The sequence below is a fragment of the Acinetobacter sp. CY79 genome (assembly GCF_059515845.1).
Window position 1 is genome coordinate 22,459 of sequence record NZ_JCAKMY010000028.1, and the last position, 23,405, is coordinate 45,863.

Here is a 23,405-nt window from a genome sequence, read left to right on the forward strand (position 1 = left end):
TTAAGTAGAAGTGAATATCAAAGATACTGAAGGATTTAACATGAGCCGAGATACGATCAGTATCCATTTTGTGAATGCAGCCCTGACCGGTGTTAAGCGTTTAGGCATGGATGTCGATACTCTACTTTCCCATGTTGGTATTGAAGCAGAACTTCTCCGTCAACCTAAAGCCCGAATTTCTCCAGAACAATATACACGTTTTGTGAAAATGTTATGGATGGTCACTCAAGATGAACACGTTGGTTTTGATATCCAACCGCGTCGTTTGGGTACTTTTGCCATTATGTGCCAATTGGTGATCCATGCTAAAACACTGGGTGAAGCTTTAGAACGTTGTTCTCAGTTCTATAAATTATTTGGTGATGAATGGTCGGTCTCTTTAGAGCGTGATAAGCACGAAGCGCGTCTTGTTCCAATCATTCCAAAGTCAATGGATCCTGACCACTTTATTACCGAAAGTATGCTGATGATTTGGCATGGTCTTGCATCATGGTTAATCGAGCGCCGTATTCCATTAGAACGCGTTCATTTCTCATATCCGCGTCCTCAACATGCCGATGAATATGATGCTTTGTTCTTTGCACCCGTATTACAGTTCGATGCAGCACGCACAGAAATCACCTTTGCAGCAGATTATTTAGACCTTCCGATTCGTCAAGATGAAAATACACTTGAAGAGTTTCTAAAAGGTGCGCCTGCTAAACTTTTAGTGAAATTCAAAAACACCAATTCTCTGACCTCACGTATTCGTGAAGTATTGAAGAGCCAAATTGGTGAAGAGATGCCAACATTGAATGATGTTGCAGCAATGCTTTACCTTTCTCCTCAAACCTTGCGTCGTCGCTTAGCGGCTGAAGGTAAGAGTTACCAAGGTGTAAAAGATGCATTACGCCGCGATGCTGCGATTCACTTATTGTTAAATCCTTCATTAACTTTAGAAGATGTCGCTCAACAAGTCGGCTTTAGTGAAACCAGTACCTTCCATCGCGCATTTAAAAAATGGACAGGCGTAACACCAGGTTTATATCGTCAACTCCATGGTTATCATTAATTTTTTAAATGTATGAAAAGCCCATAGTTTTCTATGGGCTTTTTTTATTTACGAGTTAAATTTATAGAGAGTTGAAACCTATAATTGAAGTAATGATCTGATCTCATCTGTTGATCCACCTTCATTGAAAGTGATAACTTTAAATTAATCAGCAACCTACACTATTGATTTTTAAATAATATAAATATATTAAATAATTATTATAAATTGATTGAATAATCCTAAAATTGCTGTATTATGAAATTAACTAGAAAAAAGTGTTGTTTCTATAAATCTTCTTTAAGTATCGCAGTTTTAGTCATAATCCTCCGTTTTTTCAGATTTTAAGTGCTACTCTTTGTTATTTTCAAGTTAAAACAATGTCAAATTAATGACTTAAAATTATTAAAAATCAATAGGATTTATTATGTCTAATTCAACTCTTGTAAATGGTACAGTAAAGTGGTTTAACGAAACTAAAGGTTTTGGTTTTATTCAACAAGAATCTGGTCCTGATGTTTTCGCTCATTTCAGCGAAATCTCTAGTTCTGGTTTCAAAACTTTAGCTGAAGGTCAACAAGTTCAATTCAGCATCGCTCAAGGTCAAAAAGGCCCGAATGCTGTGAATATTGTTGCACTATAAGAATTAAGCAAATTTAAGGAACACATAGTTCATTTAAATTGCAAAAAAGCCTGATTTCGATCAGGTTTTTTTAGTTTAGAGGGAAGTCTTTTGCCTCTCTTATACAGAGTTCTGAATCAGCCTGATACATTACTCTTTTTCCATTTTGAATCAGCATTATTTCTGCTTTTGTGACATTAAAATTTTTATCATATTCACAAGCTAAACCACCGCTTCCTTCATCAGATGGGTGAATTCCTTAGATCATATAAATATAAAAACTGATCAGCAATAAAAAGCCTAATACAACAAATAAAATGATTCCGAGCAATATTTTTAAAATGATCTTTGTTTTCGATTTTGTTATCACATTAGCCCTTTTATATCTTATAAATTCCGTCATCTGTCTTTAAATACATCATCGATTCGATTCACTCTGTTGTTATTTTAAATCTGTTTATAAATGACAAAAAATATCAAACGACTCTCCCGTTCTCGTCATTGCACTCTCAAAAAGATCAATTACACTCGAAGCACCATAACAAATTTTATTCAATAAAAAAGGAAAGCATATGAGCGAGGCATACATCATTGACGCCATTCGCACACCGCGCGGAAAAGGAAAAAAAGACGGATCACTTTACGAAGTTAAACCGATTAGTTTACTTACCACACTACTGAATGAATTGGCATCACGCCATCAACTCGATACTTCTAAAGTTGATGATATTGTGTTGGGTTGTGTCACCCCAATTGGCGATCAAGGTTCTGATATTGCGAAAACTGCAGCCATTGCAGCGGGTTGGAATGATGATGTTGCAGGCGTTCAGATTAATCGTTTCTGTGCTTCAGGCTTAGAAGCCGTCAATCTTGCTGCACAAAAAGTACGTTCTGGCTGGGAAGACCTAGTAGTCGCAGGTGGCGTTGAGTCGATGTCTCGTATTCCCATGGGTTCTGATGGTGGACCTTGGGCGCTGGATCCTGAAACGAATCTAAAATCTACCTTTGTTCCTCAAGGGATCGGTGCAGATCTGATTGCAACTTTAGACGGTTATACGCGCTCTGATGTGGATGCATTTGCAGCCAACTCACAACAAAAGGCTGCCGCTGCGCAAGCCGCAGGTTATTTCGATAAATCAGTTGTTCCAGTGAAAGATAAAGCGGGTGTAACGATTTTAGATAAAGATGAATTCATCAAACCAACCACCACTGCCGAAGGCTTAGCCAAACTGAATCCAAGCTTTGAAATGATGGGTGGTATGGGCTTTGATGCTGTTGCACTACAGAAATATCCAGAAGCACAAAAAATTAATCATGTTCATCATGCTGGTAACTCATCAGGTATTGTTGATGGCGCCGCTGTTGTGCTGATTGCCTCTGAAAAAGCAGTCAAAGAACAAGGTTTAAAACCTCGTGCCAAAGTATTATCAACTGCCTTGGTTGGCACAGACCCCACGATCATGTTGACGGGTCCTGCGCCTGCTGCGCGCAAAGCTTTGGAAAAGGCTGGCTTAACCATTGACGATATTGATCTGTTTGAAGTGAATGAAGCTTTTGCGGCAGTTGTCATGCGCTTTATTACAGAACTTAAAGTTGATCCTGCCAAAGTCAATGTCAACGGTGGCTCAATTGCAATGGGGCATCCACTGGGTGCAACTGGGGCAATGATTCTCGGTATTTTAATGGATGAGCTTGAACGCCAAGGTAAAAAACGTGGTTTGGCTACACTCTGTGTAGGCGGTGGTATGGGTATTGCAACCATCATTGAGTTGGTATAAGGAGAATCATCATGAGCGCAATTCAATATGAAAAAAATGCGGATGGCATTGTTATTCTCACTTTAGACTCACCGAATCAGTCTGCCAACACGATGAATGCAGATTTCCGTGTCGCTCTAGAAAATATCGTTTCTAAACTGAAATCAGAAACAGGCATAAGTGGCATTATTTTTAAATCGGCGAAAAAGACATTTTTTGCAGGTGGTGACTTGGATGAGCTGATTCAGGCTCAGCCAGAACATGCCACTGAATTTTTCGGCATGATTCAAAAGATGAAAGCTGAGTTTCGTTACATCGAAACTTTAGGTGTCCCTGTGGTGGCTGCGCTGAATGGCACAGCCTTAGGTGGTGGTTGGGAAATCGCCCTCGGTTGTCACGCACGTATTGCTTTAAATGATCCTAAAGCAAAATTTGGTTTACCTGAAGTGACACTAGGCTTACTGCCTGGTGGCGGTGGTATCGTCCGCATGGTACGCCTGCTCGGCTTACAAAATGCCTTCCCTTTCTTGATGGAAGGCAAGCAATTTGGTGTAGAAAAAGCGAAATCTTTGGGTTTAATTCAAGATACGGCTGACTCAGAACAAGAGTTAATGGATAAAGCAATCGCTTGGGTCAAAGCCAATCCCCCATCTATCAAAGCCTCACAACAACCCTTTGATGTCAAAGGCTATAAAATTCCTGGTGGTACACCATCTTCTCCACAAGTGGCTCAAGTCCTTGCGATTGCACCTGCCATGCTCCGAGATAAAACTAAAGGCTGTTACCCTGCACCTGAAGCGATTATGGCAGCAGCAGTTGAAGGCGCACAGGTGGATGTGGATACGGCGCTCACCATCGAATCACGATATTTCACTTATCTGGCAACAGGTCAAGTGGCGAAAAATATGATTGGGACATTCTGGCATGGTTTAAATGCGATCAAGTCAGGTGAAAGTCGCCCTAAAGATGTCGCAAAATGGCAAGCAACCAAAGTGGGTGTATTGGGTGCTGGCATGATGGGTGCAGGTATCGCCTATTCAACAGCCATCAAAGGCATTCAAGTCGTTCTTAAAGATGTATCGATTGAAAATGCTGAAAAAGGCAAAGCTTATAGCCAAAAGCTTTTAGACAAACGTGTTTCACAAGGTCGTATGACCGCTGAAAAACGTGATCAAGTATTGTCTTTGATCACAGCAACGGCTTCAGCAGCAGATCTTCAAGGTTGTGACCTGATTATTGAAGCTGTTTTTGAAAATCAAGAGTTGAAAGCCAAAGTCACTCAAGAGGCTGAAACCTATCTTGCTGATGGTGGTGTCTTTGCATCGAACACATCAACTTTACCTATTTCAGGTTTGGCACAAGCCAGCAAAGATCAAAAGAACTTCATCGGACTACATTTCTTCAGCCCTGTTGATAAAATGCAACTGGTTGAAATCATTAAAGGTAAAGAAACCTCTGCCGAAACTTTGGCAAAAGCTTTCGATTATGTCCAACAAATTGGCAAGACGCCTATTGTGGTGAATGACAGCCGCGGATTCTTTACCAGTCGTGTCTTTGGTACATTTGTTCAAGAGGGTTTACGTTTACTCGCTGAAGGTGTTCACCCAGCAAAAATTGAAATGGCAGCATTAAAAGCAGGGATGCCAGTCGGGCCGTTGGCGATTCAAGACGAAGTATCTCTCACTTTATCTGAGCATGTTGCGTCAGAAACACGTAAAGCATTACAAGCTGAAGGTAAAGACCTGCCTCGCTCAGGTGCTGATGATGTGATTCATCGTATGATTCATGAATTTGATCGTAAAGGTAAAGCAGCAGGCGCAGGTTTCTACGATTATCCCGAAGGTGGCAAAAAACACTTATGGGAGGGTTTAAGCCATTGGAAGAAAGACACTGATATTTTAGAGCAGGAAATGATCGATCGTTTCTTGTTTGTGCAGTCTTTAGATACCCTACGTTGCCTTGAAGAAGGTGTACTTGAGTCTGTGATTGATGGCAATATCGGTTCGATCTTTGGGATCGGCTTTGCCCCATGGACAGGCGGTGCTTTGCAGTTCCTCAATCAATATGGATTAAACAAAGCCCTGCAACGTGCAAATACCTTAGAAGCTAAATATGGTGAGCGCTTCAAAGCACCACAGCTTTTAATCAGTAAAGCTCAAAGTGGTGAAAAGATCTAAATCACTATCATAAAAGACCTCTCCTTGTGAGAGGTTTTTTTATCATTGAAGACATCGATTTCTCAAAACATGACTAAACATTATGGTTAAACATTTCTACGAACAGGAAAACCTTGAAAAGACTTAATCTCTTTGAGTGTAAACATACTTTGCATTTCTTTAATACCAGTTAATCGACGAATGATTGACATCGAAAATTCAGCATAAGTATCCAGATCATACGAGACCACTTGCAATAAAAAGTCAGCATCACCGCCGATACTATAACAAGCTACAACATCCTCTAATTGCATTACTTCTTCTTCAAATTTTAAAGCTTCTGCTTCACTATGCCGATCAATAGAAACTCGGATAAAGACCATGACACCTAAACCTAGTTTTCGTCGATCTAAGAGAACGCCGTATCCACGTATCAATTTTTCATCTTCTAATCGTTTTACTCGGCGCCAACAGGGTGATGCAGACATTCCTATGTTTTCTGAAAGCTGTTGATTCGTCGTCCTTGAATCCTGCTGTAAAATTCTCAGGATGCTTTCATCCGTCTTATCGATTTTCATTGGAAAATTTAACCTAAATTTATTATAAATATTATTTTTTATACCCTAAATATAGCCAATATAGAAATAAATAGATCAGTTTTACCTCTAATTTTAAAACAAAATAATTCCAAATCTTTAGCCTATAAAACCAGTATGAATTATTTTCTCGATCTTATTCCCTATGTCATTATGCTCTCAATCGCAGCACTTATTCCTGGCCCAGGAATGCTCGGACTGCTCTTTAAAACCTTAACCCATCATTATAAAAATGCCTTATTCATGCTTTTAGGACTCATTACAGGGGATTTGATCTATCTGACGATTGCCTTATCAGGATTAAATTTTATCAATCAATTCATTGACCCTATGCTCAGTAAAATTCTGATCATCTTGGCATGTATTTATTTATTTTATATTGCTTGGAAATTGTGGCATTTCCGACAAGTTCCACTCAACTCAGAATTGCAAGCAGATCAACTTAAGCAACGATACAATCAACAATCAAATAAAAAGCTTCATTCAGATTACGTCGTTGGCTTAGCCATTACTTTAAGTAACCCGAAAACCATCACATTCTATTTAGCATTGTTGCCTTCAATTTTTGGTACACGCTTATCACTCAGTCTATCTTTTATGATGATGTTAGTTTTGAGTACGATAGTCACTTTAGCCCTTGTCGGTGCTTTATATATTTTCTCTGCTTTGAAAATGAAAGCGCTATTAGACCAACCTCATTTCCAAACTTATTTGATGAAATTTATGGGAATCGCCATGACGACGATGGGTATTGCTTTAATTTACCTACAGATTATTCGGGTTTAATATCAAAAATAAATCGTTATTTCATACACTTAAATTTAATCAAGCATTTAAATTTATTCATCATAATCCATAGATTTTTTATCTTTGATTATCATTATAAATACCCTAATATTTATAGGGTTTTATCAATTTTAAAGCTATCACTGCTGATTTTGTGTTATAAAGTTACATTAACGAATTGTCTTCTTATCGCTTGGTACAGACCTATGACTGATCATTCTTCTCCTGAAAAATCACCTTGGGGTTGGAAAGCCTTAATCATTGCCGTGATCTTGAGTTGCTTCTTTATGGGCTTTTTCTATTTAGCAGTGACCAATGAGCCTGACTATATGCCAAGCCAACAGAATAAAGAAACGCATCAACATGCATTTAAAAACTCACCAGTCATGTCTGAAGAAGCATTAGCTGAAGCTGAACAACAGAAAAAAGAACATGAGCAAGCATCTCAACATGCACATGCCACTGCAGCGGATCACAAAATGACTGCCGAAGAACATGCTGCAATGTCTGACAATGATCAAGCTCCAGCGGAAAGCAAAGAACATAGTCATTAATAAATTTCAGTTAATAAAAAAGAGCTTATTGATAAGCTCTTTTTTTATACTTAGACTCTAATAAAATTTAGTTTCAGCTATGTCCTTCTAAATACATATCAATATGTGGAATTCCACAATCTAAATACTCCTCGCCTTTGATTCTAAAGCCCAGCGTTTCATAAAAAGGAATGGCATGAACTTGAGAGGACAGTTTCAAACATTGACGCTTTTCAGTTTGAGCATATTCAATGATCTGTTGCATGATCAATTGACCTATGCCTCTACCCCGATATGCCTTTAGAACTGCAACACGCCCAATACTGTTATTTTCTAATAATCGTGCTGTAGCAACGGGTTGGCTCTGCTCATGATTGAGGTCATAAACAACAAAATGAAGTGAAACAGCATCTTGATCATCCCATTCATCTTGTTCAGGAATAGATTGTTCTTGGATAAAAACTTTACGGCGAATCTGTGCTGCATCGCGTTTTAATTCAGCCCAAGAGCCACTTTTGATGATGTATTCACTCATTGCTATTCCCTAATTTTCCTATTGCTTAATTAATGTTTTCTGATTAGACAAACATATTAAAAAAGCAGTAGGAACTACTCTTAAAGATGATTAACACTTCTCACCAATATTTTTTTGATCCCATTGATTATTCAGCAGTAATTCCAGCGAATGTTTTTGGATCCCATACATCTTCTTCAGATCTTGAATTTGAGCGATCACTTCAGCATCAGGCTCAAAAAAATCTTTACGTTTGGTCGCCAAAATCATTTTATTTTTACTGGTATGTTCTAAAGCGACAAATTCAAACACTTTGGTTTCATAACCATAGGCTTTCAACAGTAATGCGCGAATGGTATCTGTTAGCATTTCAGCTTGCTGTCCTGCATGTATGCCAAACTGTAACATCGGCTGAATGACTTTTGGACTTTGTAACTGTGGTCGCAACTCTTTGTGACAACACGGCGCGCACATAATCACTTGAGCACCCAATCGAATCCCCGTATGAATTGCAAAATCCGTCGCCACATCACAGGCATGTAGTGCAATCATCACATCCAAATGTTCTGGTTCATAGGTACGTACATCGCCTTGGAAAAAATCCAATTGGCTAAAGTTTGCAGCCTGTGCAATGTTTTGACAAAACTCGACCATTTTCGGGTTCAACTCAACCCCTGTCACTTTAGGCGTTTGAAAATGCTGATTGATATAATCATATAAGGCACAGGTGAGATACCCTTTGCCGGATCCAAAATCAACTATATTCAAAGAGCGATCCTGATGATTAATTTGCTCTAAAGCACCTGAAAATATTTCAACAAATTTATTAATTTGTTTCCACTTACGCGCCATACTTGGAATGATTTGTGCCTTCGCATCAGTGATTCCAAGATGTTGTAAGAACAAACTATTCTGATCAACAAATCGATGTTTTGCTCGGTCATGACCTTGAGCGCTATCAACTTTCTTTGTTGTTTGAGTTTGGCCTTGCGTCAACATTGCTTTTTTCTTATTTTTCTTCAGTTGAATTTCTTCAGCATCCGTAAACAGATTTGCTTGTTTACATTGTTGAATCAACGCTGAAATGACTGTTTCAGCCTCACTGATTGTATAGTTCTTGGTGATATCTTGCGTCTTATATCGATACACTGCATTTAATACCGTCTCATTCTGAAGCTGAATCAGACGTAGCGTAATCTTCTCTAAATCAACCAATTCACCTTTATATTGACTTAAAATTGCACGATCAATTTTATGCGTATCAATGGCTTGCAACGTTGCATCTAAAAACTCTTGTTCCTGAATAAAGGAGAAAGCCACATGGGACATAGTTAAAACTCAAATCGATCTAGTCCTCTATTTTAAAGCGTCTTACTTTAAAGGTAAAACTTGATTATGATAGAAATGTACCTTTTAACGAATACATATCATCATGGCCCAAGCCAAAATTCCAAAAACTCAAAGTTACGATCCTGTAGAAGAAAAAATCAATGCATTTAGTCATGCGGTTGGTGCTGTACTCGCTTTCATCGCCAGTATTTTTATGTTGATGAAAGGCAGTTATTTACCCACAGGTCAATTTATTGGTTTATGCGTTTATGCTTTCAGTTTAATTTTATTGTTCTCGAGTTCAGCGTTTTATCATTTTTCAACTGATGAAACAAAACGCTATTGGTATAAGAAATTAGACCATACGGCTATTTATTATTTGATTGCTGGAACGTATACCCCCTTTCTCGCTATTGCTTTACCAACAGACAAAGCCAAGTATTTACTGATTGCACTGTGGGTGATTGCATTGATTGGTACACTATTCAAACTGGTTTTTATTCATCGTTTCCAAAAAATTTCTCTGGCGGCCTATTTGGTGATGGGATGGCTGGCTTTATTGGTAATTGATGATATGCAACGCTTTTTAAGTGATCAAAGTTTAATCCTTCTCATTGCAGGTGGACTTGCTTACACGATCGGCGCATTGTTTTATGTGTTAAAAAATGTAAGATATACCCACGCTATCTGGCATATTTTTGTATTGATCGGTGCAGGATCACATTTCCTCGCAATTTATCTTTACGTGCTATAACCGTCATTGACCACATCTTTAGCAACCCTAAATCAGTGGAAAAATTCGGTATTTCGTATTTTTTTAAAAAATTACGCCTTTTTTAAAAAGATTACGCTTTTAAAACTAAGTTCTTTTATTTTTATGAAGTGTAAGGTTTCTCATGGCGTCATCAAATTCAGCGGCAGAACAAACTCAACCCGCAAACTCTAAAACACGCGTTTTAACTGCAAGTCTTGTGGGTACAACAATCGAATTCTTCGATTTTTACATCTATGCGACAGCAGCAGTCATTATTTTCCCTTACTTGTTTTTCCCTGCAAGTACAGACCCAATGACTGCAACAATTCAATCTTTAGCCACTTTTGCGATTGCGTTCATTGCACGCCCAATTGGCGCAGCACTATTTGGACATCTCGGTGACCGTATTGGTCGTAAAGCAACACTCGTAGCGGCTTTATTAACAATGGGTTTATCGACCGTAGCCATTGGTTTACTCCCAACGTATGCACAAATTGGTATCGTTGCTCCATTACTCCTTGCACTTTGTCGTTTGGGTCAAGGCTTAGGTTTAGGTGGTGAATGGTCAGGTGCAGTACTTTTAGCAACTGAAAATGCCCCTGAAGGTAAACGCGCTTGGTACGGCATGTTCCCGCAGTTGGGTGCACCGATTGGCTTCATCTTGGCGACAGGTTCATTCTTAACGCTTGGCGCATTTATGACTGAAGAAGCATTCATGCAGTGGGGCTGGCGTATTCCGTTTATCTCAAGTGCATTATTGGTCATCGTAGGTTTATGGATTCGTTTGAAGTTGCATGAAACACCTGCATTCCAAAATGTTTTAGATAAACAAAAAGAAGTAAATGTTCCTTTTGTTGAAGTATTTAAAAAGCATTCTCGCATGTTGGTATTGGGTACAATCGCGGCAATTTGTACATTCGTTGTATTTTATTTAACGACCGTATTTGCATTGCAATGGGGTACAAAACAACTGGGCTATAGCCGTGAAGAATTCCTTCAATTACAGCTTGTAGCAACGCTTTGTTTTGCAGCCTTCATTCCACTTTCTGCGGTACTCGCTGAGAAATTTGGTCGTCGTGCAACGTCTATTGGTGTATGTGTCGTTTCTGCAATTTTCGGTATTTTCTTTGCAGATATGCTGGAATCGGGTAGCACACTCATTGTGTTCTTGTTCCTCTGTATCGGTTTAGCGATCATGGGCTTAACTTATGGTCCAATTGGTACCGTACTGTCAGAAATTTTCCCGACATCAGTACGTTATACAGGTTCAGCATTGACCTTTAACATGGCTGGTATTTTTGGTGCGTCTTTTGCGCCATTGATTGCAACTAAACTCGCAACGGAATATGGCTTATCTGCAGTAGGTTATTACTTAACTGCAGCATCAATTCTTTCTTTAATTGCTTTCTTAATGATTCGCGAAACGAAAAATGATGATGTAAATAGCCAAATCTAATCTTTTAGATTTAAACAAAAGCCGGCTCAAATGCCGGCTTTTTAATGTCTAGATTTAATACATGAATTACATAAAACTTATATTAAAAGTGCATTATATTATTAAGATATAATTAAAACATATGTACTGTGAAATAAATTATGTCTCAGATATCCATAGAAGAAATTGATAAAGTCTTAAATCTGATTGAAGACAACAGGAGTGTCGAGGCTGTAAATTTTTTAGTAGAAAATACAGATTATAGTTTAAGAGAAGCAAAAGAGCTGGTTGACCATTTGATTGAAAATCCAAATGCTGATCCGAATTTGATGAATATCTCTCATAACAGAAATAAACTCAACGCCGATCAAGAAAGTGAAGTTGAAAATAATGCTGATAGCACATCTATGTCTTCCATTATCAGTCATTACTCAACTCGGCAAGTTTTTATAAAATATGACAATGGTATGGAAGTTGAAATTGATGAGTTTCATCCTTTATGGCAGCAGGCTATGCATAAATTTGGACGTGGTACACAATATTCGAGCAAACATGATTTTTTAAATGCTATGCAATCTGATAGTAATGAATGCTCAAAATCTGATGCAAACACTACATCACCTCAAGCTTACGCTCGGTTGAAAATGTTTTCTCATGCACCACCTCATCAAGCCTCCAAAGGTGTTGAAGATCTAAGGCAAAAAAGTGGTATTCCCAAACTCATGATTCTGCTGATTGTAGTATTGCTGGGTGTTGCAATAGCATCTTATGTTCTTCAAGGCTAATACATGATCTGTAGAGCCTTATAATCATTCAGAATGGATGGAAATGCGTTAGCAAGCCAAACTTGAATTAATGAATCTCAATAATATCAATCATGGGTGGTACCCGAAAACGAAATGGAACACCGACCATTCCTGTTCCAACCGATACAAAGACATCGGCATTTTCATGCTGATACAAACCGCGCTTATGTCCTAAGATAGAGACTTTACGCATCACGTAATTGGTCAGCCAAGGCAATTCAACCTGTCCACCGTGAGTATGACCAGAGAGCATCAATGGTCGAGTCGGCAGTTTAGGCACCATATCCACAGTATCTGGATTATGAGAAAGAATCAGCCATGGTTTATCCTGTGGTAAATCTGGCATATAACGCATATCAGCCTTACCAGCCCAAAGATCACCAACGCCAATTAAACGAAAATCATCAAATTCAACGATTTTTCCTTCAATATCCATCACATCATTCACTTCAAGTGCATGCTTGAGTAATGCTTGAATCGGTGGTCCAGGATATTGTTCATCATGGTTGCCATTCACAGAATAAACCGGTGCTTGAATTCCTTTCAAAATAGTTAATTCATCTGCCAATTTGTTTTCAGGTTCGTAGGTCCAATCCCCCGCCACCACGACAAAATCGGGTTTTTGCTGATTAATTTTCTCAACGATAATTTTTAACTGACGCTCATGTCCAGAAAAAAGACCAATATGTAAATCCGCAATGAGCGCTACTTTGACTGGTTTTTTTACATGTTGAGGAGAGGTTAAATTATTTTCTATATCAGGATTTGAGAGCTGGTACTGCACATGATTGATTTTCACCATATGCGGTTCGATAAAACGTGCATAGATCAATAGAGTAGAAAGTAAAAATGAAAAAATGCTTTGATGCAAAGAGAAAATTTCCATCCATCCTGCAAAAATACTAAAAAAGAACAATGGAAATAATAAATAAGAAAGGTAAAATGCCAACAAATGCACAAAGGCTTTAAATGGGTGAATCGTTTCTGTACGTGATTGACTAATCCAAGCTTGCGCGACTCCCCACACAGCCAAGATAGCAAAAATGATATAAAAACCCATTAAAATGGTATTTGTTGTCCACATATATTATCTCTTAGCGCGACGACGAGCATGTTCGGCGCATTTATCTTCTGATTTGAGAGAATTATACTCTAGCCTAGCGAGTTCACCGAATACATTATGCAAACCATAAACAAGAATCAGATTCAATTCATACCAAAATCTAAGCCTCACTATCGCTCGATTTTGATTCTAAGTTCTTGCTTAGTGGTCGGCTTACCCGCATGTACGACGCTTCCCAAACAACAAATTGTTCCTGCACAATACGCTTTTGATACCAATACAGATGACACAGCACTGTCTAAAATCATCACTCCACTCAAAGCTCAAAATCCAGATTTAACAGGCTATCACATCTTATATGAACCCTTAGAAGCCATTGCTTCAAGGCTGCAATTGATTGATAAAGCCGAGAAAACCTTAGATTTACAATATTATATTTGGGATAACGACACGATTGGTTCCCTTGCACTTTACAAAATTATCCAAGCCGCGGATCGTGGAGTAAAAGTTCGTTTACTGATGGATGATAACAATGCCAAAGCCATGGAAGCCATCTATCTTGCGCTGGATCAACATCAAAATATTGATGTAAAACTCTTTAATCCCTATCGTTTAAGACGTTTACGTCCAGTCGAAATGATCATCGACTTAAAACGCATTAACCGTAGAATGCACAATAAAACGTTTACCGCCGATAATCAAATTACCTTAATTGGCGGTCGTAATATGAGTAATCAATATTATAACGTTAGTGATAATTATCAGTTCTCAGATGTAGATGTGATGTTGGTCGGTCAAGCTGTCGAGGAAATCACTCATTCTTTCGATGAGTACTGGAACCACAATTATGCTTATCCTGTACGTAATATTGTGAATCATCAGCAATACACATTACGTTATGAAGGACTTAAACAACAGCTCAAGACACATTATGAAGAGAAATCGATTCAAAATTATCTTGATCTCAGCAATCGAACCCATGATTTTGATCAATGGTTAAATTCAGGGATTAAACTGGATTGGGTAAAAGCTCAAGTCATTAAAGACTCACCTGATAAGATCAAAGCTAAGGCAAAAAAAGAACAACATCTTAATTTTCAACTTGTTGAACGCCTTGAAAAGCCTGAAGAGAGTGTAGATATTATTTCAGCTTATTTCGTTCCTGAGAAAAAAGGCGAAGAGCGACTAAGTAAACTTGCACAAAGTGGTGTTCAGGTTCGAGTACTCACCAATTCCTATAAAGCCAATGACGTTTTCTTGGTACATGCTTTTTATGGTAAATATCGTGAAGATCTGTTGAAAAATGGGGTAGAACTTTACGAGTTTTTGCCCGCTATGCCTGAAGAGTTCCAAAATAAAAATAATAAGGAAATATCGAAACAGCTTAAAGTAAGTTTAAAGGGATTAAGTCGTTCCAGCTTACATGCCAAATTAATGGCGCTTGATGATAAACAAGTTTTTATTGGCTCTTTTAATTTCGATCCACGTTCAGCTAATTTAAATACTGAAATTGGTGTGATTTTAAATAGTAAAAATTTAGCAGATGCAGTTCATCGTACAATGGATAGTAACTTACAGAAGTATGCTTATAAACTGGTTTTAGATCCCAATCAAAAGATCAATTGGTTACAGCAAACACCTGAAGGAACTCAAACCTTAACAAAAGAACCTAAAATGAAATGGTGGCAACGAGCAGGCGTTAAAATGATTTCATGGTTGCCTATAGAAGGTTTTATGTAACCACTGTCTCTTGATCCTCATCAATTGAGTTAATGAAGAAAAAGAGCTTCCCAACTTATTCACAAGATGATCAAGTGCAATTTAGTGTGATCGTAATCGCTTCGATAACCGACTTCATCTTTACTAGCTTTGTAGCAAAAACATTCAAGCCTGTTCTCAACGCTTTTAATCCCCTAGCATTGGTATAAATGTTTGCTGCTTTTAAGACGCTTTCGGATTTTGTAGCAAGACTTCTTGCTGAAGTTGTTCCAAGCCTTGCTGCATTCGCTCTTGCACTTCTTGGGTCAAACTTTGCACGGTATGACCAGCCACATCAATTTGAGGAAGTGTTTTTAAATGTGCAATGACTTTGGGCATTTTTAAAACACGTGTGACATGTTCAGTAAAACTAATATGACCGATATAGGGTGCAACCTTATCCAATTCACCTTGTTTATTCACATAACAAATTAAGCAAATTTGGATGGGGCGCTGAGCATCAATCGCAGCCCCCAACAAACGACCATGCACCTTTTTTACTTTAGTTCCATCGGTCGTGGTCGCTTCTGGGAAAAACAATACCGGAATATCTTGTTTTAAAAATTCTGTGATCTGCTCTTTAATTCGAATTGAATCCCCAGATCCACGCTGAATAAATAAAGTTCCGCCACCTTTCGCCAATTTGCCAAAGATCGGCCAATTTTCAATTTCAGCCTTGGCTAAAAAGAAAACCCGTGCCCCTGAACCCAAAACAGGAATATCCAACCACGAAATATGATTACTCACCCATAATGCAGGCTGTCGTGGAATCTCACCATGCACTTGTACTTGGATATTGAATACATTGATCAAACGGCGACAAAAATGTTGAACATAACGTGTGTTTTGGGGATTATTAGGCTCTTTATACATTTGATGCCTAAAAATCAAATAAAACCCTTCAATCATTGCTGCAGAACCTGCAGTAATTTTTCGAGAATACAGCATTGTTTTAGAAAATATATTTAACTTCTTAGGCATTATTTCAGTCATCAATTTGTCGCATATTAAATCAGCGGAAGCTTCTGATCGTTTATTTTCAAATATTCTATACCTTTTAAACTGGACATGCATTGATTATAAAAACCAGATACAAAGATCAAAAAATTCAATTTCAATCTATGTATTAAATTTAATATCATAAATTTATCGTTTATTTAGATTGATTAAAATTTATGAAGCATCCGCAACCGAGTTCAGAACAGTGGTTAATGCCGATCCACCATGCTCTATTGGCGATTACAGCAATGGTGGGTGGTTTATTTGCAGTGATGTTATTGTTTATTGCCATATTTCATGGAATAGCGCTCTAAAACCATCTATTTCCCATTCTTCATGATTTTTACTCTAAAATAGAATTTTAAGTATGGAGTAGGGACTTAGTGGAAGATTTTGAGCAACGTCAAGGTAACGAACGTGTTGTCCTCATTAGTGTCGCAGTTCAGATCCTTGAAGATCTTGATCAAGAAGAATTTCGTTTACTGGCAAAATCAGCTGGTGCAGATATTCTTGACCACATTCAAGCTCAAAGAATTAAACCGGACTCTAAATATTTTATTGGTTCAGGTAAGGCAGAAGAAATTGCTGAACGTGTAAAAGAACTAGAAGTAGATATTGTCATTTTCGATCATTCTCTCACGCCTTCACAGGAACGAAATCTTGAACGAGTCATTCAATGCCGTGTGATTGATCGTACTCGTTTGATCTTAGATATCTTCGCGCAACGTGCACGTACGCATGAAGGTAAGCTTCAAGTGGAACTTGCCCAACTCGATCATTTAGCATCCCGATTGGTGGGTGGCCGTATGGGACTGGATGGTCAAAAAGGCGGTATCGGTCTCCGTGGCCCTGGTGAAACTCAACTTGAAACTGATCGTCGTTTGCTTAGACTTCGTATTAGCCAATTAAAAGAGAAACTTGAAAAAGTCCGTCAAACCCGGATTCAAGGACGTGCTGCTCGCCAAAAAGCATCGATTCCTACGGTTTCATTGGTGGGCTATACCAATGCGGGTAAATCGACACTGTTCAATATTTTGGCTGAAAGTGATGTATATGCTGCTGATCAACTTTTTGCCACACTCGATCCGACCTTACGTCGTTTAAACTGGGATGGCATTGGAACATTGGTTCTTGCAGATACCGTGGGCTTCGTACGTAACTTGGCACATGCGCTAGTTGAGTCGTTTAAAGCAACGCTCGAAGAGACCTTAGAAGCTACCCTACTCTTACACGTGATTGATTCAAGTAGCCCTGAAAAATTAGAGCAGATTGAAGCGGTAGAAAAAGTACTCAAGGAAATCGGCACTCAAGTTCCAATTCTACGTGTTTATAACAAAATTGATCAAACAGGCGAAGATGCCAAGATTATTTATGCGGAGCCACATTTACCTGATCGTGTGTATGTTTCTGCACATGCAAGTCAAGGCTTAGATCTACTCAAACAAGCTGTACAAGAATGTCTTATGGGACAATTACAGACTTTTGAAATATTGCTTAAACCCGCTTATGGCAAGCTCAGAACTCAACTCTATGCATTGAATGTGATTCAATCTGAAAGTCATGACGAAGAAGGCAACTTGATTTTAAAGGTTTGCATGGCGCCTCATAAACTCGAACAACTGATTAAACAAGCACATTTACCAATCGATGAAATTTTAGGTGAAAAAGCGCAACAATTTAAAAGAGTTTTAGAAGAGTTTGAAATTAAAGGTTAAATGAGTTAAAACGTGAATAGTTAAACATAAAAAATGAACAAACCAGTAGATTAATAATGATGCAATGGATGAAAGAAATAGATTGGCCAGCGTGGATCGGCACCTTAGTTTTAATTGTAGGCTTCCGTGAAGCCGCCGTGTGGATTGCAACTCAGTTTGGCAAACCTGAACTGGGTAATCTGATTGGACTATTGAGTTTATTGGTTGTTCTGTTCACATGGCGTAAATTTAAAAAAATTCCACCACGGATGGTCGATGTAAACAATAAATTGATGAAAGAAAGTGCTTTTGCTTTTCTACCCATCAGTGCAGGTTCTCTCATTATGCTGGTTTACATGGGTAAAGAGATCCCGTTATTACTCGTTGTATTGTGTGTGAGCACTCTGCTTCCACTTTGGATTTACGCCAAAATGGCTAAACGTTGGTTATAGGGGAAAATCATGCTCAGTATTATGTTCGCATTTGCACTGACCTTCGTTGCCTATATGCTGGCTAAACCGTGTAATAGAAAAATCCCACAAATTCCTGTCATTGTTTTTGGTATGTTCTTCGTCATTTGTTTCTTACTCCTTGTAGGGATTCCATACGAAAACTACATGAAAGATGTCAATCCATTATTTAATCATTTACTTGGATACGTGACTGTCGCCTTGGCCATTCCACTTGCTGCAATGCGTTACGATGACCTTCCTTTAAAAGGAATTCTGGGCATTTTAATCTTTGCCAGTATCAGCGCCGTTGCCTTACCAATGGGACTGGCTTACTTATTCCATATGGCTGATTCAACTATTATGGCTTTTGCCACACGTGCCGTCACCACCCCTATTGCAATCAATATCGCGACTTTATTGCATGCACCAATCAGTCTCGTGATTTTAATTGTGATTCTTTCAGGTGTGATCGGTTCAGCTTTTTCACCTCTGCTCTTAAGACATATTAATGACGAACGCGCTTCAGGCTTAGCATTGGGTCTAGCAGCACATGCGATTGGTACAGCACAAGCATGGCAACGTGGGAGTGTGGCAGGTCGATACGCGGCTTTTGGTATGGCGGTAAATGCCGTCTTCACCGCGATATGGCTACCACTCTTTATTAGTTTTTTGAACAACATGTGACTAAATAGATAGTTCAGGTGATTAATTAGTTGATTTTTCCAACTTAAGATGCTGTGCCAAATTTATTCACAGGTTCTTGGGTCATTTATATGGGATTCAGAAAATTTCTCTTAGCAATCCCTTTTACATTACTGAGTAATATCGTCATTGCTGATGATATTACAGGTACATGGATCTGGCACTCCCAAGACCATCATTCAAAACTGTAAAGAAGCAAACGCGAGTTATACGGGTAAAGTCATCTAACTCACACCTCGCGCTGGTTGTACTCTTCACCAAGTTTGTAAAAGCTGCCCAGCACCTTTTACCAATAGACCTATTTTGGGTTTAGATCTAGTTTAAGGCTGAGTGGGATCTAAACAAGCGAATCACTTTGATGGTGGCAAAATCATTGACCCTTTGTCGCGGAAGCTATATTCAATAAAAGCTAAATTAAATCAATCTGGTAAACGATTAACGCTTTGTGCCTGTGTAGGAGTTTCCAGTCTCGGAACAAGCCAAACGTGGATTCGGCTCAATTAAACAAAAAATGTTAAGTACATCTCAAAATAGACCTCAATATTGGGGTTTATGATTTAGAGACTTGTAAACCATCAAATTATCTATTATTTTAAGAAAATTCTTGAGTTTTTACTCTAGTGAATTACGATTTCTGAATAATTTCAATGCTCTAATCAATGGAACTGAAATGACAAAAAAAATATTATTCGCTGTAACAGGAATACTCTTTTCCACTCAAATTTTTGCTCAAGATATCTCTGGGTTATGGCACAGTGTCGATGACAAAACTGGGGCCTCTAAAGCTATACTTGAGATCAGAAAAGATCAAAATAATACTTTTAACGCTAAAATCATTAAAATTACGCCTATACCAGGCTATACACCTAAAGAAACCTGTGTAAATTGTCCAGCGCCCTATACCAACAAACCGATCTTAGGTCTAGATGTGCTGACTGGACTTAAGTTTGACAAAGGAAATCAGTATAAAGGTGGCAAAATCTTAGATCCATTAAGCGGTAAAATTTACTCTATGAGTGCGAAGTTGAGTGCGAATGGTAAACGATTACAAATGCGTGGATATGTGGGAGTATCTGCAATTGGACGTAGTCAAACTTGGATTCGTGCGCAATAATTATTGCATGTATAAACAAAAAAGCCACATGCCGTGGCTTTTTTAATCCATCATTTATAAAAAATCATGTTGATACTTAATAATCAATCATGACTGGTAAGCCGATACTGGATTATCCACAGCAAACATTTTTTGATCTTCTAAACGATACGCCAATAGCTGATGCCCCCAGACACAACCACCATCCACATTTTGGATTTTGTCTGAAATCGATTTACCTTGTAATGCTGCCCAATGCCCGAATATTACTTGATGCGTTTGTGTCGCTTTTGATTCAAATTCAAACCAAGGTTTAAATCCTTGTGGCATTGGATCATCTAAAGAATCTTTAAAGCTAAATTCCAACTCGCCAGATGCAGTAGTCAAACGCATTCGTGTCAGATAGTTCGTAATACATCTTAAGCGAGCATTTCCTTCCAGATCATCTGACCATAAACTTGGTTTTTTACCGTACATGTCTGTTAAGAAAGCATCGACTAAATCAAAATCGTCATTTGAAATGATTGCTTCAACTTCTTTCGCTAAAGTGGCCGTTTGTTCAGCAGTCCAAATACACGGTATTCCTGAATGGGTCAAAATCGTGTGCTCATTCGGAAATAGGCATAACGGTTGTTTGCGCAACCAATCGATTAAATCATCACTATCAATGGCATCAATCACATCACGCGTATTGTCTTTATCTTTTGGCTCTTTAATACCACGAGCAACAGCCAGTAGATTTAAATCATGATTACCTAATACCGTTGCCGCGACACCTGAGTCAACCAGTTTTTTGATAAAACGTAACGCTCCAATTGAGTTTTCACCACGTGCAACCAAATCTCCTGCAAACCAAATAAAATCTTGATCTGGGTCAAATTTAATTTCTTTTAATAATGCTTTCAATGCTTCAAAACAGCCTTGAACATCACCAATCACATAGTTATAACGAATATTGGAGCATTGCATGATTAACCTACCATATTGTCAGATAAAGCCACAAATTGTGCTAATGACAACGTTTCCGGACGTGCCATTGGATCAACACCTGCTTTCTCAAATCCATCTTCTGCCAACATGCCTTTTAAACTGTTACGAAGTGTTTTACGGCGTTGCGTAAATACATGTGAAACTAAACGAGCCAATGCTTTTTCATTCTTAGCAACAATGGGTTTATCCGCATAAGGTTCTAAACGGAAAACCGCTGAAGTTACTTTTGGTGGTGGATTAAATGAACCTGGCGGTACTTCAAACAAGAACGTTGGCTTACAAAAATATTGAATCATCACAGACAAACGACCATATTCTTTGGTGTTTGGTTCTGCAGTAATACGATCAACCACTTCTTTTTGAAGCATGAAATGCATATCTTTCACTTGACCACCAAATTCCAAGAGATGGAATAGCAATGGCGTTGAAATATTGTAGGGTAAGTTACCGACTACACGTAGAGGGCGACCATCTTCAAATAAAGTTGAATAATCAAAGCGTAAAGCATCCGCCTCAATAATGGTTAATCGCTCAGGATGTGGCACACGACCTGGTAAGCCTGCTGCTAAGTCACGATCGAGTTCAACCACAGTCAAGGCATCACATTCACCAATTAACGGTGAGGTTAATGCAGCCAAACCGGGACCAATTTCCAACACATTATCGCCCGGACGTGGGTTTACCGAACGCACAATTTTTGCGATAACACGTTGGTCATGCAAAAAGTTTTGACCAAATCGTTTTCGAGCCTGATGCCCTTCTTCTTTTGGGTTTAAGGCATTAATTTGATACATAAAACATTTCCAACGTGAATAAATGATACTGAATCAGTGACGTGCTAAATCTAGTGCTAAATCAACAGCAACGTGCAAACTTGAACTTTTCGCGCGTCCAGTGCCTGCAAGGGAGAGTGCTGTACCATGATCAACAGATGTTCGAATAAAGGGTAAGCCTAAGGTAATATTAATAGCTTCCCCGAATCCTTGCGATTTTAACACAGGTAAACCCTGATCGTGATACATCGCTAAAACTGCATCTGCATCTTTTAAATTATCAGCAGTAAATAAGGTGTCTGCAGGTAAACTCAAGCTCATCTTTACACCCTGAGCACGGTAACTCTCCAGTACCGGATTGATCACTTCAATTTCTTCCATACCCAAATAGCCATCTTCTCCTGCATGTGGGTTTAAACCACAGACTAAAATATTCGGCTGTTCAATTTTAAATTTTGTTTTTAAATCACGAATTAAAATATCAATCACTTGATGTAAACGTTCTGTAGTAATAGCATCCGGTACATCACGAAGTGCTAAATGTGTCGTGGTTAATGCAACTCTTAACATTTTGGTTGCAAGCATCATGACCACACGATCCACGCCCGCGTATTCTTGGTAATATTCAGTATGTCCGCTGAAATGAATACCCGCATCATTGATTACTGATTTTTGCACAGGTGCTGTTGCCACACCTACACTTTGACCTGATATTGCATAGTCTGCTGATCGTCTTAATTGTTCCAGTACATAAGCTGAATTCTGAGGATTCAATTCCCCCAGAACCACATCTTGAGCTAACGGCACATGCTCCACATACAATTGACCTTGTAATGAAGATTGTTGCTGTCCGTTAAAAGGAATCAATTCCACGTCCATATTCGTCGCTTTGGCTCGTGCGTTCAGCATCTCTAGATCAGCTAAAACAACAATCGGACGCTCGTCCACACGTTCAGCCAAACTCAAACAGATATCCGGCCCAATACCCGCAGGTTCACCACTTGTGACATAAAGAGGAAGCATGACTCATCTTCAAAAATGCAATATCTATAATTATACACAGCATTAAAATAATGAACTGAACTGATTTCAAGACTGACTGACTCTAAACTAAAAAAAATGCATAAATTCAGTACCGATGTTCAATCAAAAATAGGGTTTATCAAATTTGACTTTATTCATCACTTCAACGACCAACTCAATTCATCTTTGATAAAACAGAACTTCTTTAAAATAATAATTTTGTGTTCATTTACGGCAGCTTAAAAACAGATTTAAAGATTCCTTTGTAAATCAAAAAAGTAATATTTAAAATAATTGACTATTTCCTTGTTATTTTATTTCTTTGAGTAGATATAATCATTTCAATGTATCTAACCCGAATCCTGCTTAAGCCGATGAATCAATAATTTGAATTGTTGGCTTATTTCGATGGGTTAATTGATATGCACATAACGAGGCGTAAATTCCACTGAGAAATCCACGAACACTGCGTGCTTTACTCGTCACTAAATTGTATTGACCTTTCAATAGGCTGAATAACGTTTCTATTTTATTGCGCTG

24 protein-coding genes and 1 pseudogene are annotated in these 23,405 nt (G+C 38.4%); 16 read left to right on the plus strand and 9 right to left on the minus strand.

Annotated features, from left to right (window positions below; genetic code table 11):
- The first annotated feature begins 40 nt into the window (after positions 1-40).
- The 4 genes from AC5YCE_RS12010 to AC5YCE_RS12025 all read left to right on the plus strand — a co-directional run bounded on the left by AC5YCE_RS12010 (position 41) and on the right by AC5YCE_RS12025 (position 5,586).
- The gene (locus AC5YCE_RS12010) at positions 41-1,051 is read left to right on the plus strand and encodes an AraC family transcriptional regulator (protein WP_496126302.1); all 1,011 of its coding nucleotides are present in this window, start codon (positions 41-43) and stop codon (positions 1,049-1,051) included.
- Positions 1,052-1,457: 406 nt separating this feature from the next.
- On the plus strand, positions 1,458-1,673 hold the full coding sequence (locus AC5YCE_RS12015; protein ID WP_496126301.1) for a cold-shock protein: 216 nt from the start codon (positions 1,458-1,460) through the stop codon (positions 1,671-1,673).
- 551 nt (positions 1,674-2,224) lie between these two features.
- Positions 2,225-3,430 (plus strand): acetyl-CoA C-acetyltransferase, encoded by a 1,206-nt coding sequence (locus AC5YCE_RS12020; protein WP_496172200.1) that lies wholly within the window; start codon positions 2,225-2,227, stop codon positions 3,428-3,430.
- An 11-nt stretch (positions 3,431-3,441) separates the two neighbouring features.
- Positions 3,442-5,586: a 3-hydroxyacyl-CoA dehydrogenase NAD-binding domain-containing protein gene (locus tag AC5YCE_RS12025; RefSeq protein WP_496172201.1), complete on the plus strand. Its 2,145-nt coding sequence runs from the start codon at positions 3,442-3,444 to the stop codon at positions 5,584-5,586.
- A gap of 86 nt (positions 5,587-5,672) precedes the next feature.
- On the opposite strand, the gene AC5YCE_RS12030 is transcribed toward AC5YCE_RS12025, so the two are convergent.
- Positions 5,673-6,143 carry an Lrp/AsnC family transcriptional regulator gene (locus AC5YCE_RS12030; RefSeq protein ID WP_496172202.1) on the minus strand — a complete coding sequence of 157 codons (471 nt, stop codon included), beginning with the start codon at positions 6,141-6,143 and terminating at the stop codon, positions 5,673-5,675.
- Positions 6,144-6,278: 135 nt separating this feature from the next.
- On the opposite strand from AC5YCE_RS12030, the gene AC5YCE_RS12035 reads away from it, so the two are divergent.
- Together AC5YCE_RS12035 and AC5YCE_RS12040 are read left to right on the plus strand one after the other, a co-directional pair.
- On the plus strand, positions 6,279-6,947 hold the full coding sequence (locus AC5YCE_RS12035; RefSeq protein WP_496172203.1) for a LysE family translocator: 669 nt from the start codon (positions 6,279-6,281) through the stop codon (positions 6,945-6,947).
- A gap of 206 nt (positions 6,948-7,153) precedes the next feature.
- Positions 7,154-7,501: a hypothetical protein gene (locus AC5YCE_RS12040; RefSeq protein WP_496172204.1), complete on the plus strand. Its 348-nt coding sequence runs from the start codon at positions 7,154-7,156 to the stop codon at positions 7,499-7,501.
- A gap of 73 nt (positions 7,502-7,574) precedes the next feature.
- Here the strand turns inward: AC5YCE_RS12040 and AC5YCE_RS12045 are convergent, their stop codons facing one another.
- A complete protein-coding gene (locus AC5YCE_RS12045; protein WP_496126294.1) occupies positions 7,575-8,015 on the minus strand; it encodes a GNAT family N-acetyltransferase in 441 nt (146 codons plus the stop codon).
- A gap of 90 nt (positions 8,016-8,105) precedes the next feature.
- The gene (locus AC5YCE_RS12050; RefSeq protein ID WP_496172205.1) at positions 8,106-9,323 is read right to left on the minus strand and encodes a class I SAM-dependent methyltransferase; all 1,218 of its coding nucleotides are present in this window, start codon (positions 9,321-9,323) and stop codon (positions 8,106-8,108) included.
- Positions 9,324-9,426: 103 nt separating this feature from the next.
- Between AC5YCE_RS12050 and trhA the strand changes: the two genes are divergently transcribed.
- The 3 genes from trhA to AC5YCE_RS12065 all read left to right on the plus strand — a co-directional run bounded on the left by trhA (position 9,427) and on the right by AC5YCE_RS12065 (position 12,297).
- Positions 9,427-10,077: a PAQR family membrane homeostasis protein TrhA gene (gene trhA / locus AC5YCE_RS12055; RefSeq protein WP_496172206.1), complete on the plus strand. Its 651-nt coding sequence runs from the start codon at positions 9,427-9,429 to the stop codon at positions 10,075-10,077.
- Between the two features lie 142 nt (positions 10,078-10,219).
- A complete protein-coding gene (locus AC5YCE_RS12060) occupies positions 10,220-11,533 on the plus strand; it encodes an MFS transporter (protein WP_496126291.1) in 1,314 nt (437 codons plus the stop codon).
- A gap of 140 nt (positions 11,534-11,673) precedes the next feature.
- Entirely contained in the window at positions 11,674-12,297 is a 624-nt protein-coding gene (locus AC5YCE_RS12065; protein ID WP_496172207.1) for a hypothetical protein, read from the plus strand.
- Positions 12,298-12,364: 67 nt separating this feature from the next.
- Here AC5YCE_RS12065 and AC5YCE_RS12070 read toward each other — a convergent pair whose 3' ends face one another.
- Entirely contained in the window at positions 12,365-13,402 is a 1,038-nt protein-coding gene (locus tag AC5YCE_RS12070) for a metallophosphoesterase (RefSeq protein ID WP_496126289.1), read from the minus strand.
- A 93-nt stretch (positions 13,403-13,495) separates the two neighbouring features.
- Between AC5YCE_RS12070 and AC5YCE_RS12075 the strand changes: the two genes are divergently transcribed.
- A complete protein-coding gene (locus AC5YCE_RS12075; RefSeq protein WP_496172213.1) occupies positions 13,496-15,121 on the plus strand; it encodes a phospholipase D family protein in 1,626 nt (541 codons plus the stop codon).
- A 201-nt stretch (positions 15,122-15,322) separates the two neighbouring features.
- Here the strand turns inward: AC5YCE_RS12075 and AC5YCE_RS12080 are convergent, their stop codons facing one another.
- Complete coding sequence (locus tag AC5YCE_RS12080; RefSeq protein ID WP_496172208.1) at positions 15,323-16,120, minus strand: lysophospholipid acyltransferase family protein; 798 nt, start codon at positions 16,118-16,120, stop codon at positions 15,323-15,325.
- A gap of 194 nt (positions 16,121-16,314) precedes the next feature.
- Here AC5YCE_RS12080 and AC5YCE_RS12085 point away from each other — a divergent pair, with 194 nt between their 5' ends.
- The 6 genes from AC5YCE_RS12085 (at position 16,315) to AC5YCE_RS12110 (ending at position 20,100) form a co-directional block, all read left to right on the plus strand.
- Positions 16,315-16,452 carry a hypothetical protein gene (locus AC5YCE_RS12085; protein WP_496126287.1) on the plus strand — a complete coding sequence of 46 codons (138 nt, stop codon included), beginning with the start codon at positions 16,315-16,317 and terminating at the stop codon, positions 16,450-16,452.
- A 69-nt stretch (positions 16,453-16,521) separates the two neighbouring features.
- A complete protein-coding gene (gene hflX, locus AC5YCE_RS12090; protein ID WP_496172209.1) occupies positions 16,522-17,853 on the plus strand; it encodes a ribosome rescue GTPase HflX in 1,332 nt (443 codons plus the stop codon).
- A gap of 59 nt (positions 17,854-17,912) precedes the next feature.
- Positions 17,913-18,284, plus strand: coding sequence for a hypothetical protein (locus AC5YCE_RS12095; RefSeq protein ID WP_496126322.1), 372 nt, complete (start codon positions 17,913-17,915; stop codon positions 18,282-18,284).
- A gap of 9 nt (positions 18,285-18,293) precedes the next feature.
- On the plus strand, positions 18,294-18,968 hold the full coding sequence (locus AC5YCE_RS12100) for an LrgB family protein (protein ID WP_496126285.1): 675 nt from the start codon (positions 18,294-18,296) through the stop codon (positions 18,966-18,968).
- Between the two features lie 348 nt (positions 18,969-19,316).
- Positions 19,317-19,490 carry a DUF2147 domain-containing protein gene (locus tag AC5YCE_RS12105; protein ID WP_496172210.1) on the plus strand — a complete coding sequence of 58 codons (174 nt, stop codon included), beginning with the start codon at positions 19,317-19,319 and terminating at the stop codon, positions 19,488-19,490.
- Positions 19,491-19,656: 166 nt separating this feature from the next.
- Positions 19,657-20,100 carry a DUF2147 domain-containing protein gene (locus tag AC5YCE_RS12110; protein ID WP_496126284.1) on the plus strand — a complete coding sequence of 148 codons (444 nt, stop codon included), beginning with the start codon at positions 19,657-19,659 and terminating at the stop codon, positions 20,098-20,100.
- Between the two features lie 87 nt (positions 20,101-20,187).
- On the opposite strand, the gene AC5YCE_RS12115 is transcribed toward AC5YCE_RS12110, so the two are convergent.
- The 4 genes and pseudogenes from AC5YCE_RS12115 to AC5YCE_RS12130 all read right to left on the minus strand — a co-directional run.
- On the minus strand, positions 20,188-21,048 hold the full coding sequence (locus AC5YCE_RS12115; protein WP_496172211.1) for a symmetrical bis(5'-nucleosyl)-tetraphosphatase: 861 nt from the start codon (positions 21,046-21,048) through the stop codon (positions 20,188-20,190).
- Between the two features lie 2 nt (positions 21,049-21,050).
- Positions 21,051-21,863 carry a 16S rRNA (adenine(1518)-N(6)/adenine(1519)-N(6))-dimethyltransferase RsmA gene (gene rsmA, locus AC5YCE_RS12120; protein ID WP_496126282.1) on the minus strand — a complete coding sequence of 271 codons (813 nt, stop codon included), beginning with the start codon at positions 21,861-21,863 and terminating at the stop codon, positions 21,051-21,053.
- Between the two features lie 33 nt (positions 21,864-21,896).
- On the minus strand, positions 21,897-22,865 hold the full coding sequence (gene pdxA / locus AC5YCE_RS12125; RefSeq protein WP_496172212.1) for a 4-hydroxythreonine-4-phosphate dehydrogenase PdxA: 969 nt from the start codon (positions 22,863-22,865) through the stop codon (positions 21,897-21,899).
- Between the two features lie 366 nt (positions 22,866-23,231).
- Positions 23,232-23,405: pseudogene (locus AC5YCE_RS12130) on the minus strand (IS982 family transposase); the annotation flags it as partial.